This is a genomic window from Pyramidobacter sp. YE332, from assembly GCF_033060595.1.
Lineage (GTDB): Bacteria > Synergistota > Synergistia > Synergistales > Dethiosulfovibrionaceae > Pyramidobacter.
In genome coordinates this window covers 388,450-401,095 of sequence record NZ_CP133038.1, presented here as the reverse complement: position 1 = coordinate 401,095, position 12,646 = coordinate 388,450, and the positions used below count along the sequence as shown (strand labels likewise).

Sequence of the window (12,646 nt, the reverse complement as noted above, 5' to 3'; positions counted from 1 at the left end):
CGCCTCCTGACGATGAAAACTAGTTCTGAGGAGATTCCGCGGGGAAGGACTCCTGAATCTTCATGATCTTATCGTATGTATCTTTGCCAACTTTCTCGAGGAATTCATCATAAACTGGCTGCGTTGCCTTGCGGAATGCTTCGCGTTCTTCATTGGTCAGCTCGATGATAATGTTCTGCGTGCCGGCCTTGTATGCCTCAAGCAGTTTCTTGCTGTTGCCGAATATATTTTCACGCCCCCAATCGCAGGCAAATTTCGCAGCTTCCGTAACCCAACGCTGTTCTTTCTCGTTCAGGCTTTCCCAAGTAATTTTTGACATAACGAGCAGCATCGGGTCAAGAATATGTCCGTCAAGCGTAATGTATTCCTGAATAGTGTCAAACCCCTGCGACTTAATGTTTTCAAGGGGCTGCTCACCAGCATCGATAACGCCCTGTTGTAGAGAGGTAAACACTTCGCCGAAATCCATAGGGATAGCGCTAGCACCCATCGCATTGAAAATGGCCATACGAATGGGAGCGGGCTCCGTACGAATCTTCACGCCCTTCAACTGTTCAGGCTTACGGATGGCAATATTGCTGTGAATGTGTCTCCAGCCCATGGGGAAATAACCAAGAGCTTTGATGCCTTTCTCCTCAAGCGGAGCAACGATCTCTCTCGCAACATCGCTATCCATAAAAGCCAGCGCGGCTTTCTCGCTCTTGAACAGATAAGGGAGGTCGAAGATCGAGACTGTATTTGAGAAAGGAGCCAAAAGGCCCGTGGAGATTAACCAGAAGTCGGTCATGCCCTGTTGAATCTGTTCAATGCCTTCGCGGTTGTTGCCAAGAGCAGAAGCGCCCATGACGGAAACGGTCAGTTCTCCGCCGGAAAGTTCTTTGACCTTATCGGAAAACTGGAGTCCAACGCCGGAGAACGTAACCGAAGGTTGACCGGTATGGCCAAGTACGAGCTCGCGGGCAGAAACAGCGGAAGCTCCGATCAGAACGAACGCTGCACATGCGAGAGTTACGCGGCGAAACATTGTCATAACTATAGCCTCCTGTCAGATAGTTTCTACGAATCAATCATTAGGTTTGAAACGACAGCGCTTGCTGGTACTGTATCCGGCATTGACGAGCCCTTCAGCGACCATCAAAGCGCACACTGTACCGTCAAGCACGGGAACGTGAAGTTCCTTGCTCATCGCCTTGTCAAGTCCTGCAAATTCTGCACAACCGAGCACGATGACTTCCGCACCGTCTTCTTCAATGGCACGTTTCGCTTCGGGCATTAGCAAAGTCTTTATATCCGTTCCTTCCATGGCCGTTTTTTCAGGGGCACGCACGGAAGCAAGATAACCACCCATGCGGAAACGGTCGCGGATCATTGCGGCCTTATTAGGAATACTGCGTTTGCCAGGGGAGATAACGGAGAATTTATCGCCAAGCATTGAGGCAATCTTTACGGATGCCTCACAAATGCCAACAACCGGTTTGGCTGAAATTTCCTTGAGCAGCTCCAGATTGGGGTCACTGTGGCAGGCAATCACAAAGGCATCAAATTTATCGTAATTGTCTTTGAGCAACTGCACCATGCCAGGTATAGAACGAGCATAATCTTCAAATGTTACGACAAATGGAGCTGCACCAGGAGTTGAAACTGTTGCAACCTCAAAGCGGCCATCGGCATACTGCTTGGCAATTTTGTCAATAACTTCGGTTCCTGCCCTGCTGCTGTTAGGGTTGATAATAAGAATGCGCATATGTCACTCCCCGTGACGAATCAGTCTACCCCAACCTTTGGCACCATGATCAACAATGCCGTTCTCCATCACAACACGTCCGCGGACGCAGGTCATTTCGGGTTTGCCAATCAACTTCATACCGTCGTACCACGTGGAAATGCCTCGGCCGTGAGTCAAGAACTTGTTGTGATCAACGGTGAATTCCTTGCTGGTGTCGCAGATTACGAAATCACCGTCTTTACCAGGGATCAGCCCCCCCTTGGTTTTCAAGCCGAAAATACGAGCAGGATTTTCGCAGATCAACTGCATCAGTCTGGGTAGTGTCAGCTTGCCATCGCGTACAGCCGTCAGCATCAGTGGCAGCGTCATTTCGATGCAGGCAGAACCAGCCGCAGCAGTGAAGATATCCTTGTTACCTTTCTCCTTTTCAGCAAGCAGGAAGGAACCATGGTCGCTACCGATGTAGTCGACGGTGCCGTCTTTGACATACTTCCACAGTTTGTCTCGGTCAGTGGCACTGCGAAGCGGAGGATTGCACTTGGCCATGGGGCCGTATTTCAGCAAGGCATCTTCCGTGAGAATCAGATAATGCGGGCAAGTTTCAATATAAACTTCCTGTCCGGCCAGACGAGCCTGTTTTAAAAGCTCCATCGCTTCCGGCGTGGAAATGTGTGCGATGGCTAGGCGAACTCCAGTTTCGCGGGCAACGCGAATCAGCTTTTCAATGCATTCGATTTCACTGATTTTAGGGCGTGAAGGGCAATGATACCCCCAGCCAACTTTGCCTTCAGCGCGGAATTTGGTAATCAAACGTTTGATCATGTCGTTGTTCTCCGCATGGACAGTGAGAATCAATCCAGTTTTTGCAACGGCTTCGAAGCCTTCCATGATGCCGCCGTCGTTGGGCATAGTCAAACCGCGGAACTCTTCGTCACGCCCTTCGGGAGCTTCGTGAAGGAACGTTTTAAAGGCGACAATGCCCTCTTTGGCAACACGCTCGGCTTCCTGCGGAAACTCGGAACCAGCCGCACCGAAAAACGCATAGTCTACGATACAGCGGGACTTAGCACGCTCAATACGTTTGGCAAGAATTTCAGGCGTATAAGGAGGAGGAGTGGAAATAGGATGCTCAAGGAATGCCGTTACGCCGGCGTTCGCCGCTGCCGCTGATTCTGATTCAAAATCTCCGCGTTCAATATGCCCGGGATCGCGTACATGCACGTGAGTGTCGACAATGCCAGGAAGCAGAAGTCTGTTCTGGGCATCGATCTCCCGATACGCCTCGGGCAGGTAATCATCGGCACAAACATCAACAATTTTCTCGTTTGCGATCGCGATGCCACCGTGGAAGACGGTGCCGCTTGAGTAGACCTGTGCGTTATGTACTACCAAATCCACCTTTACCATAGAAACCCCTCCTTAAAAATTTATTTTTATCAACATCCGCAGAAAACGGAAATTGAACAGAAAAACTAAACAAGCACTTCTCTCCCCCAACCCTGCATGCATGGAATCGGCGCGCCGTCTTTAAAAACAAATTTGCCGCGAACCAACGTATGAAGAATTTTGCCATGCAGTCTCCATTGTTCGTAGAGACGGGCAATGGCTTTACCATGCGAAAGCGTATTCTCGCATGACGGACAGACTTCAATGCGCGGGTCGACTACAACAAGATCTGCGTCAGAACCGGGAAGCAGCGCACCTTTTTGCGGGTACAATCCGAAAACTCTAGCGGCATTGGCTGACGTCAGTTGGACAACATCCTTCAGCATCAAATTGCCGTTGAGGACAGATTCAAGCATCAGCGGCAAACGAGTCTCAAAACCGACATTGCCAGCGGGAGCCTTGAAAATATTTTTTTCACCTGGAAGCTTTTCTTCAGGCAAAAACGCTCCATGGTCGCTGCCGACGTAATCGAACTGTCCTCGATACAACCATTTCCATAATTGTTTTCGTTCCGCACAAGAACGGATAGGCGGATTATATTTTGCGTATGGCCCATAACCGAGTTGATCGGCTCTCTCATAATCAAGATAAAGGTACTGCGGACAGGTTTCAGCATATACGTCTAAGCCCTCAGCCTTTGCCCGCGCGATCAGATGCATAGAATCATTGCAGGAAATATGGCAGAAGCTGACGCGTGTGCCATATTCCCGAGCAAAACGTATTATTTTCTCCACAGCTTGAACTTCACAAACCGACGGCCGTGATTGAGCGTGAAGTTGTAGAGGAGACCGTTGCGGTTCATTTTGCAAACGTCGGGTATACCATGAAGCTATTGGGCCATTTTCAGCATGCACAGCCAAAATTTTGCCAGTTGCAGCGACAGCCTGCATAATCTCAATGAGAACTCCGTCATCAGTCGCCGTCGAAGCAATGAATTCCTTGGCGCGCGGACCGTTTACATCAAAAAGAAAAATTTTAAAGCCGATCACGCCTGCCTGTGCGAGCTCGTAAATATTTTGTACGCCGCCCGCAGCGGCACCGTAAAACGCAAAATCAACGCATGACTTTTTAGCGGCGATTTGTTCACGCTGATGAAGAATTTCCACAGTTGCCTGGGGTGGAGCGGAAATGGGCATTTCAAAAAAATGGTGATACCGCCGGCTGCAGCAGCGATCGATTCGGAAGCGAAATCGCCACGCTGTGTCAGTTCAGGTTCACGAATATGAGCATGCGTCTCAATCCCCCCAGGGAGAATCCAAGCACCCTTAACATCAAGTTCTTCAACACCTGTTACGTTATTTTGACCAAGGGAAACAATCTTCCCTTTCGAAATACCAAGGCAACCGCGATATAAGCCTTCTCCGTTGAAAATCTCGGCATTTTTGAGCAATAGATCGACTTTCATACTTCCCACAACCTTAACGTCTCATTTATTAAGACGATAAATCATTGTATGAGACAAGTATAACACTTAAAGAACCACTTTTATAGACGACCAGTCAAAAAACATTAGAGCGTTTTGGAATATATAAATATGATGTATTTTAAAGAAACACTGAAAACGGTAAAAAATAAGCCGATTTCAGCAGGAAACCCTTTCCTCTGAAGTCGGCTTAAATCTCAATATGATTGTTTTCCCAGACAAAACGAATTAAATTTCGCCTAATGATGTCAGCCCAGGCGTTATCGCTTCTTCAATTTTAAGACGCGTCTTATTCATTTCATCAACAATTTCACTGATGCGTTTTTGCGAACTGCGATAATCGGGAAGGACAACACCCAAACTGCCGTAAGTGTTTTCCGCTGGGAACCAGATTGGCATAGCAATTCCCGTAATACCGGGATCGACCTGACCGCTGGCAAGCGAATAGCCGCGAGCTTTTTCCAGACGATAACGTTCCATCAACCGTTCAATGTCCGTGACAGTTCGTTCCGTATAGCGAACAAGTTCATGACGCTCAAGATGAGCCCTCGCTTCCTCTTCATCCATACCAAGCAGAACAGCAAAACCTGTCGCACCGGCATGGCAGGGATAAATGCGTCCGATTTCAGATGTACAGGAAAGCCGTTGGTGCGACGAGGCTTTATCGACGCATGTAGTCTCGTCGTTGATCATCATTGTCAGCACAGTTGTTTCCTGTAGATGATCGCGTAACTGCGTAAGATATTCATGAGTAATTGACAGTGAAGAAACCTGATCACCGCCCTTATGCCCGAGAATGACCGGTTTAATGCCAATCTGAAAACGGTCACCTTTTGTGCGGCGCAACCAGCGGCATTCTTCCAGCGTCGTCACGAGGCGGTGTACGGTGCTTTTATGAAGCCCTGTAAGTCGGCTAAGATCAGAGATCCCCAGCGTATCAGATGATTTAAAAAACTGTTCCATAATTGTCAATCCGCGAAGGAGCGACTGATTCGTGTATTTCCTTTTGATGATGTCTTCGTTTTCCAGCATCAAAACAAATCCTGCCTTTACGCTATTCATTAAATATTAATATACAGCTCATGTTATGTAAAATTTCGGCAGCACGGGGCAATGAGTGCACTACTATTGATAAGAATAGCATAAACAGCGGCCCTTTGCACAGATTATTTGAGTATCTATTGCCGGTCAGCAATAGATACCCTATCAATGTTCAAAAAACAGAATGAAAAACAATGCTCCAGACATGATCGTGGATAGCCCTTAGTGTAAGCAACGAGACAAAAATCGGCGCGTACAAGACGAATGCCGTTCCAGCGCCACATTTTCCGCAATCCCTTCGAACCTGCCTTCATCCACCAAACTCTGTTCGAAGCCTCCTGAGCAGATAGAGTGCTTCTGCTGCCAAGATACTCTCCGGAGCTCCAGACGCTTCCCGTACGTTGCGTATGAGCTTGTAACAGAAAGAAGCGAGAGAAGCATACGGCAAATGTCGGCGTACAGAAGCCTTCTTCAAAAACTGCACGTCGTTACCGCGCCTGACAGGAGGATGTCAATTCCTCGGCTTCCTCCTCCGCGCTTACTTTGCGGGCGTTCTGTTCACACGAATCGTCTTGCTGATGGTGCGGCCGCGGCTGCCGCGCTCGGTATGGAGCACGGTGATCCATCCGGCCAGCGCCAGTTCGTTCAGCGCCCGCGCCAGCTTGTCGGCGCGCACTCTCATTTTTCCGGCCAGCTCGTCGATGACGATGACGCCGCCGCTGCGGGCGGCCTGACAGCTCAGCATGACGAGCCAGTCGAATTTGTTCATCACGCCGGGTTTCATGGCCTGGTACCAGTCCCACACGGCATCCTGTCCCGCAAGCGCTTCGGCCGTCGGCGCTGCGGCGGCGGGAACGGATTCGTCCGTTTCCGCGGCGACGGGCAGGGGCTCTTCTTCGAGCGATGAGCTCTCAGCCGCCGCGGAAGGCGTTTCCGGTTCCTGATTGAAGGCTGCGAAGCTCTGCAACGCTTCCGCGACGTTTTTGTCCAGTTTGAAGGAATCTTTTTCCATATCACGGCACCGCCTTTCCGTTGTCAGTCCCGCAGCGAAAGCGTCTGCCAGGCCAGATCGCCGAAGACTGTCAGCGCTTCTTTTTCCCTTGCCTCGAGCCCCTCGACGCCGAGGAAACGGTTATAACAGTCGGCGATGGCCGCGCGGCGCGGCACTTCGTACAGCGGGATGCCGCTTTTGGCCAGCTGCTCGGTCACTGCCGCGAGGATTTCGCGGTCGAGGCGCTGGCGCCGGTCGCAGCGCGAGAAGATGACGCCGCAGATGCGCAGGCGGGGGTTGCGGTGCTTGTACTCCGCCAGCGTCGCGGAAAAATGCGGCAGAGTCTTGAGGCACTGGCGGCTCGGGTCGATCGGCAGCAGCACGTCATCGGCGGCCAGCAGCGCGTTTTTCAGCGCCAGGGTCGCCGAGGGCGGCGTGTCGATCAGCACCAGCCGATATTCCCGCGCGGCGCGGTCGAGAAAACGCGCCAGACGGTCTTCCAGCGCGCCCTCCGCCGCCGGCAGGACGTCGGCGGCGGAGGGATGGGCCGGCAGGATGTCGACGTGGGCATAGCGGGTGGAGCGGATCAGCAGTTCGGGATTGCCGGCATAGGGCTGGGGGTCCAGCAGGGCGCGCAGGCTGAGCTCGGCGGGGACGTCCTCGGCGCGCAGGAAGAAATCGGTCGCCGAGCCCTGCGGATCGGTGTCGACGACCAGCAGGCGCTCGCCGCGGTCTTCTTCGTCCCAAATTTTCTGGATCGCCGTGGCGATGAAACAGGTGATCGTCGTCTTGCCGACGCCGCCCTTGAGCATGGAAACCGCCACGCGCTTCTGCGCGGCGCGAGCGGCGCTTCGAGTCCCGCTGTCCGCCGCGCTTTTTTCGTCCGCAGCCGCTTCCGCCTGGGCGGGAACGTCTTCCGCCGCCACAGGCTCTTCCGCTCCCGTCGCTTTGTCCGCGGCGGGAACGGACGGCTCGTAATCGAATTCGACCACTTCCAGCCGCTGCGGGACGATGTCGCCCATCTGCGCGGCCCAGCCCGCCCACTGCTCCACTTCCTCGCGCTCTTCATCGCTGAGGGGGATCTCCTCTTCGGCTTCGGAAAGCGGCTGAGGCGGCAGCGGCGCGGGAGGCGGCGGGAGATTTCTGATCCGCATCAGCCCTATGGATTTCAAGATGCTGTCCAGAATGGTCATGTTCTCACCGTCCAATCGATGGATGCTCATGTTCACATTATAATGCATGGGCGCAAAAATAAAAAAGGCTCGCCGCAAAGTTCCTTCACAAAAAGGCTTTCATACGGAACGCGGCGTCGCCGCTTCCGCCTGCCATACTCCATACCGGCGGAGCTGTCAAAAGGCGCGCGGGGCCAAGTTTCAAGCCCGCTTCAGCTTGACAGCTTCCCCTATAATAGATTCGGAAAGGTGTCACATCATGAAAGGGATGATTTTTATGCGCAAGGATTTCGGCAAACAAACGATCGTCACGCCGCTGCCCGTGCTTATCGTCGCGACCTACGGCGACGACGGACGCCCCGACGCCATGAACGCCGCCTGGGGCGGACAGGTCGACACCAACATGGTCCACGTCGAGCTGGACAACTCACATCTGACCACCGACAACATCAAACGGAGAAAAGCCTTCACGGTCAGTTTCACCGACCGCAAAAACCTCGTCATGGCCGATTATTTCGGCCTCGTCTCCGGCCGTAAGGAAGACAAGATCGCCCAATCGGGAGCGCATGTGGAAAAGAGCGCTCACGTGGACGCGCCCGTCATCACCGACTTTCCGCTGACGCTGGAGTGCCGGCTCGTCAGCGTCAGCGAGGAGTTCGGCGGCACCCGCGTGGTCGGGGAGGTGGTCAACATGAGCGCCGACGAGTCGATCCTCGACGAAAAGGGGCACGTCGATCTGGGCAGGGGCGAGTTCCTCTGCTACGATCCCGCCGCTTTCGCGTACCGCGTCATCGGCGAACGCGTCGGCACCGCCTTCAAAGACGGTCACAAGGTCGGCGGCTGATTCGTTCCGGCGTGACGGGACGCGGAACGTTTTACGCCGAGCCGACCGCCGCGTCGGAACGTGCCGTTTCATAAGAGGTCAAGAGAATTTATTCATGAATCGCCGCGAGCGAGAATCCCTATAGGGAATCCGTCCGCGGCGATTCGTTTTTTTCGAAAAAAGTTTTATTCGTCGTCAGGCGTCCAGTAACGCAGAACCCGTCCCGCGCGCTCGCCGGTCGTTTTGCCGCGGTAGGCGCCGAGGCAACCGCCGACCCAGACGGCTTCGACGCCGACGGGCGGAGTCATGGGGCGTTCGTAGGTACTGCTGTCGAGAACCGTTCCCGGGTCGAAGAGCACCAGATCGGCGTCCATGCCGGGGCGGAGGATCCCCTTGCCGCTCAGGCCGAGGCGCGCTGCCGGGAGCGAGGTCATCTTGCGCACGGCCTCTTCGAGGGAAAACAGCTTCAGTTCGCGCGCGTAGCGTCCGAGAACGCGCGGGAACGTGCCGCTGTAGCGGGGATGCACGAATTCTTCCGGCGCGGCGATCGCGCCGTCCGAACCGATCATCACCAATGGATCGACGATCACGTTGCGGACGTCCTGCTCCGTCATCGTAAAATAGATGCCGCGGTCGGCGCCCTGGTTGCGAAGGATGACTTCGAGCAACGCCTCGAGCGGATCGGTCCCCATTTTCCGGGCAGCGTCCTCGAGGTTCATGCCGCGGTATTCGGGCGTGAGCGGAAGCTCGCCGAGCACGATCCCCTTCGCGCCGCCGCCGTGCTTCATCGTTTTTTGCCAACGCTCCGAGCCTTCCATTTCCTCGTGCAGCGCCCGCCGCGCCTCGGGATCGGAGAGAAGTTTCATGATGCCGGCGACGCCGCCCGAATGCACCCACTTGGGCATCAGCGAGCGCAGATTGGAGCTGGCCGCCGTGTAAGGATACTGATCCACGGTGATATCCAGTCCCTCGGCGCGGGCGGCGCGGATGATGGAAAAAAGATGTTCGGCCATGCCGGGGCGATCGCTCTCGCGCGCCTTGAGATGCACGACCTGGGCCGGGATATGGTTGACGCGCGCCACGTTGATCGTCGCGCGCACGCACTCGGGCGATTTGTCGGCCTGATTCCTCATGTGGGACAGATAGAGGCCACGGCGCTTCGTCAGGCCGCCGGCGACGAACTCGAGCTCTTCGTCGGACGAGTAAATTCCGGGAGGGTACGCCAGACCGCTGCTCAGGCCAAACGCGCCTTCTTCCATGCTCTGTCCGACGAGCGCCCGCATCCGTTCCAGTTCCTCGCGCGAAGGGTCGCGGCTGTCGAAGCCCATCACGCAGAGGCGCACCGTTCCCTGCCCGACAAACGAACCGGCGTTGACGCCGAGCGGCTGTTTGTCGAGGCGCACCAGCCATTCGCCGAAACTGTTCCAATCCCAATCGACGCGACGGCCGCTCTTGGTCACGCCGGCGTACTCGTCCAACTCCGCCTTGCGCTCGGGGCAGATCGGCGCGGGGCTGATGCCGCACTGTCCCATGATCACCGAGGTGACGCCCTGCAGCATGACGTTGGCGGCCTCGGGATTGCAGATCATGCCGAAATCCGCGTGGCTGTGGATGTCGATGAAGCCGGGAGCGAGCATCAGCCCTTCGGCTTCGATCGTTTCGTCGTTGCGCCCGGCTTTGACGCCGCGGCCGACGGCGGCGATCTTTCCGTCTTCCGTCCTCAGGCTGCCCCGATACCACGCCGCTCCGGTTCCGTCGCAGATTTTCGCGTTATGGATGAAATAATTTCGCGCCACATTCTTCAACTCCTGATCCACAAGATAAAATTTTCCACTTTTCGTCGCGCTGACGCTGTATATTTGTATACAACATACTCTTCTCGCTTGCTGATTTCAGGACGTCTCAGCCATCGGCCAGCAAACTGTTTTATTAGGGCTTGTTTAAAAAACATTTCAGCTTGTATTATTTCAATAAAATAACACTGGCAGCGACAAGAACAAAAGCGAAAAACGAAGCGTCAAGTTTGTCATAGCGGGTGAAAATTCTACGGAACCATTTGATTTTCTGAAAGAAACATTCAACCAAGTGTCGTTCCTTGTAAACATGCTCATCTATAAACCACGGTTCGGGATTATCGCTCTTCGGCGGGATAGTGTAACTTCCCTCCCGAGAAGTAATGTACTCTCTGATGGCTTGCGAACCGTAAGCCTTATCGCCGATGACGTTGCTCCCTCTGATTTCCGCTTGCCCGAGCAAGGACACGGCATGGCGGGAATCGTGGTCATTGCCGGGACTGAGCAGGAGCGCCAGCGGATTGCCTAAACCATCTACTATCGCATGAATTTTCGTATTCTTGCCGCCTCTGGACATGCCAATCGCTTGAGCCCCTTTTTTCCCCCTTCCGGGGTTTTCCCTCTCCCGTTGGCACTTTGATGTACTTTGCAGGACGTGGAGTCGATAGAGAGATTTTCCATGTCGGCATCAGCGCTTAGGGCGGCAAAGATCGCCTCGAATATTCCCCGCTGTTTCCACAGCCTGAAACGTGCGTAAACTGCCTGCCATTTGCCGTAACGCTCCGGAAGATCTCTCCATGGCGCTCCACTTCTGGCAAGCCACAGAATCCCATTGATGATCCTGCGGTTATCGTATTTTGCCGGGCGTCCACGTTGACCTGATTTCGGGTGTTCGGGCGGCAGCATTCTCTTGATTCGATTCCACTCGCTGGAGGTCAGTTCATATCTTCTCTCTTCCATGAGAAAAGTTTAAGCGATTGGATCGATTTAGGCAACTTTGACGTTTTTTAAACAAGCCCTAGATTACTAAGGCTTTTATGTGCTGTCAAGACGCCTATGGGACCGTAATGCATTTTTTATAGCTTTATGATATACTGTGCACAAACATGACAAAGTAAAATTTTACGTTAAGAATCTAATTTCGATAACATCGCTTGCCTTTCATGAACTCCAGACGGCGCTCCGCTTTCGCTCGTTTTTCGAAAACAGGAGCGGCCGTTTCGTTTGACGGGAAAAACGCAAACGCCGCCGTTTGTGTGGAAATAATTTTCTGAGTAAAGGGAAGGGAGAACCACATGCTCAAGTACACGTTGCGAAGGCTTATTCTGCTTGTTCCCGTGCTGGCGGGGGTAGCGCTGCTGGTCTTTACGCTGCTCTACATCACGCCCGGCGATCCGGCGCGCATGGCTCTGGGAGAGGACGCGCCGCAGGAGGCGGTCGAGCAGTTCCGCAAAAATTACGGGCTTGACGATCCGTTTTTCGTGCAGTTCGGGCGCTACTGCTACAAGGCGCTGCTCCACGGCGACATCGGCAATTCCTACGTCACGAAGTCTTCGGTGAGCGAGGAGATCATGACCCGCTTCCCCACCACGTTGAAGCTGGCGTTTTGGGCGGTTGTGCTCGGCGTGGCGCTGGGGCTGCCGTTCGGCATCATCTGCGCGATCCGACAGTATTCGATCTTCGACTCGGTCTCGATGGTTCTGGCGCTGATCGGGGTGGCCATGCCCAACTTCTGGCTGGGGGTCCTGCTGATCCTGCTCTTCTCGGTCAAGCTGAACTGGCTGCCGCCTTCCGGCTTCACGACGTTCGCCGAAATGGCGATGCCCGTCTTCACGCTCTCGGGCGGCACGCTGGCCGTGATCACGCGCATGACGCGTTCCAGCATGCTCGAGGTCATCAAGTCGGATTACGTGCGCACGGCGCGCGCCAAGGGGCAGCGTGAGTCGGTGATCATCTGGCGCCACGCGCTGCCGAACGCGCTGATCCCGATTTTGACGATCGTCGGCATGCAGTTCGGCGGCCTTCTGAGCGGCGCGATCCTGACGGAAACGGTGTTTTCCATTCCCGGCGTCGGCCGTCTGATGGTGGAGTCGATCAAGATGCGCGACTTCCCCGTGGTTCAGGGCGGCGTGCTGTACATCGCGCTGGTTTTCTGTTTCATCAATCTGGCCGTGGATCTTCTGTACGCTTGGGTCGATCCGCGCATCAAGGCAAAGTACCGCTAAGGGGGC

Annotated in this window: 12 protein-coding genes; 2 read left to right on the top strand and 10 right to left on the bottom strand. The window is 54.3% G+C overall.

Annotated elements, in window-relative coordinates:
• Window positions 1-19: 19 nt before the first annotated feature.
• The 8 genes from RAH42_RS01890 to RAH42_RS01855 form a co-directional block, all read right to left on the bottom strand.
• Window positions 20-1,030: a DctP family TRAP transporter solute-binding subunit gene (locus RAH42_RS01890; protein ID WP_078015549.1), complete on the bottom strand. Its 1,011-nt coding sequence runs from the start codon at window positions 1,028-1,030 to the stop codon at window positions 20-22.
• Between the two features lie 33 nt (window positions 1,031-1,063).
• On the bottom strand, window positions 1,064-1,744 hold the full coding sequence (locus tag RAH42_RS01885; RefSeq protein ID WP_078015548.1) for an aspartate/glutamate racemase family protein: 681 nt from the start codon (window positions 1,742-1,744) through the stop codon (window positions 1,064-1,066).
• Between the two features lie 3 nt (window positions 1,745-1,747).
• Window positions 1,748-3,133: a dihydroorotase family protein gene (locus RAH42_RS01880; protein WP_078015547.1), complete on the bottom strand. Its 1,386-nt coding sequence runs from the start codon at window positions 3,131-3,133 to the stop codon at window positions 1,748-1,750.
• A 65-nt stretch (window positions 3,134-3,198) separates the two neighbouring features.
• Window positions 3,199-4,272, bottom strand: a complete 1,074-nt coding sequence (locus RAH42_RS01875; protein WP_317540236.1) for a dihydroorotase family protein — start codon at window positions 4,270-4,272, stop codon at window positions 3,199-3,201.
• On the bottom strand, window positions 4,158-4,577 hold the full coding sequence (locus RAH42_RS01870; protein ID WP_317539814.1) for a hypothetical protein: 420 nt from the start codon (window positions 4,575-4,577) through the stop codon (window positions 4,158-4,160). Before RAH42_RS01870 ends, RAH42_RS01875 begins: the two co-directional genes overlap by 115 nt.
• Window positions 4,578-4,823: 246 nt before the next feature.
• On the bottom strand, window positions 4,824-5,627 hold the full coding sequence (locus tag RAH42_RS01865; RefSeq protein WP_158606330.1) for an IclR family transcriptional regulator: 804 nt from the start codon (window positions 5,625-5,627) through the stop codon (window positions 4,824-4,826).
• Window positions 5,628-6,174: 547 nt separating this feature from the next.
• On the bottom strand, window positions 6,175-6,648 hold the full coding sequence (locus RAH42_RS01860) for a hypothetical protein (protein ID WP_078015544.1): 474 nt from the start codon (window positions 6,646-6,648) through the stop codon (window positions 6,175-6,177).
• Between the two features lie 23 nt (window positions 6,649-6,671).
• Window positions 6,672-7,820 carry a ParA family protein gene (locus RAH42_RS01855; RefSeq protein WP_317539813.1) on the bottom strand — a complete coding sequence of 383 codons (1,149 nt, stop codon included), beginning with the start codon at window positions 7,818-7,820 and terminating at the stop codon, window positions 6,672-6,674.
• 238 nt (window positions 7,821-8,058) lie between these two features.
• Between RAH42_RS01855 and RAH42_RS01850 the strand changes: the two genes are divergently transcribed.
• On the top strand, window positions 8,059-8,643 hold the full coding sequence (locus RAH42_RS01850; protein WP_205948255.1) for a flavin reductase family protein: 585 nt from the start codon (window positions 8,059-8,061) through the stop codon (window positions 8,641-8,643).
• A 164-nt stretch (window positions 8,644-8,807) separates the two neighbouring features.
• Here RAH42_RS01850 and RAH42_RS01845 read toward each other — a convergent pair whose 3' ends face one another.
• Both RAH42_RS01845 and RAH42_RS01840 read right to left on the bottom strand, forming a co-directional pair.
• Entirely contained in the window at window positions 8,808-10,418 is a 1,611-nt protein-coding gene (locus tag RAH42_RS01845; protein ID WP_317539812.1) for a D-aminoacylase, read from the bottom strand.
• A gap of 166 nt (window positions 10,419-10,584) precedes the next feature.
• A protein-coding gene (locus RAH42_RS01840) for an IS5 family transposase (RefSeq protein ID WP_317539161.1) occupies window positions 10,585-11,375 on the bottom strand; the annotation gives its coding sequence in 2 pieces (ribosomal slippage) (window positions 10,585-11,004 and window positions 11,007-11,375; 789 coding nt in all).
• A 335-nt stretch (window positions 11,376-11,710) separates the two neighbouring features.
• Between RAH42_RS01840 and RAH42_RS01835 the strand changes: the two genes are divergently transcribed.
• Window positions 11,711-12,640, top strand: coding sequence for an ABC transporter permease (locus RAH42_RS01835; RefSeq protein WP_078015541.1), 930 nt, complete (start codon window positions 11,711-11,713; stop codon window positions 12,638-12,640).
• Window positions 12,641-12,646 lie beyond the last annotated feature (6 nt).

Excerpts from the sequence above, each read along its gene's own strand:
- RAH42_RS01890 (WP_078015549.1), bottom strand. The coding sequence starts at position 1,030 with ATGACAATGTTTCGCCGCGTAACTCTCGCATGTGCAGCGTTCGTTCTG.
- RAH42_RS01885 (WP_078015548.1), bottom strand. The coding sequence starts at position 1,744 with ATGCGCATTCTTATTATCAACCCTAACAGCAGCAGGGCAGGAACCGAA.
- RAH42_RS01880 (WP_078015547.1), bottom strand. The coding sequence starts at position 3,133 with ATGGTAAAGGTGGATTTGGTAGTACATAACGCACAGGTCTACTCAAGC.
- RAH42_RS01870 (WP_317539814.1), bottom strand. The coding sequence starts at position 4,577 with ATGAAAGTCGATCTATTGCTCAAAAATGCCGAGATTTTCAACGGAGAA.
- RAH42_RS01865 (WP_158606330.1), bottom strand. The coding sequence starts at position 5,627 with ATGCTGGAAAACGAAGACATCATCAAAAGGAAATACACGAATCAGTCG.
- RAH42_RS01860 (WP_078015544.1), bottom strand. The coding sequence starts at position 6,648 with ATGGAAAAAGATTCCTTCAAACTGGACAAAAACGTCGCGGAAGCGTTG.
- RAH42_RS01855 (WP_317539813.1), bottom strand. The coding sequence starts at position 7,820 with ATGACCATTCTGGACAGCATCTTGAAATCCATAGGGCTGATGCGGATC.
- RAH42_RS01850 (WP_205948255.1), top strand. The coding sequence starts at position 8,059 with ATGAAAGGGATGATTTTTATGCGCAAGGATTTCGGCAAACAAACGATC.
- RAH42_RS01835 (WP_078015541.1), top strand. The coding sequence starts at position 11,711 with ATGCTCAAGTACACGTTGCGAAGGCTTATTCTGCTTGTTCCCGTGCTG.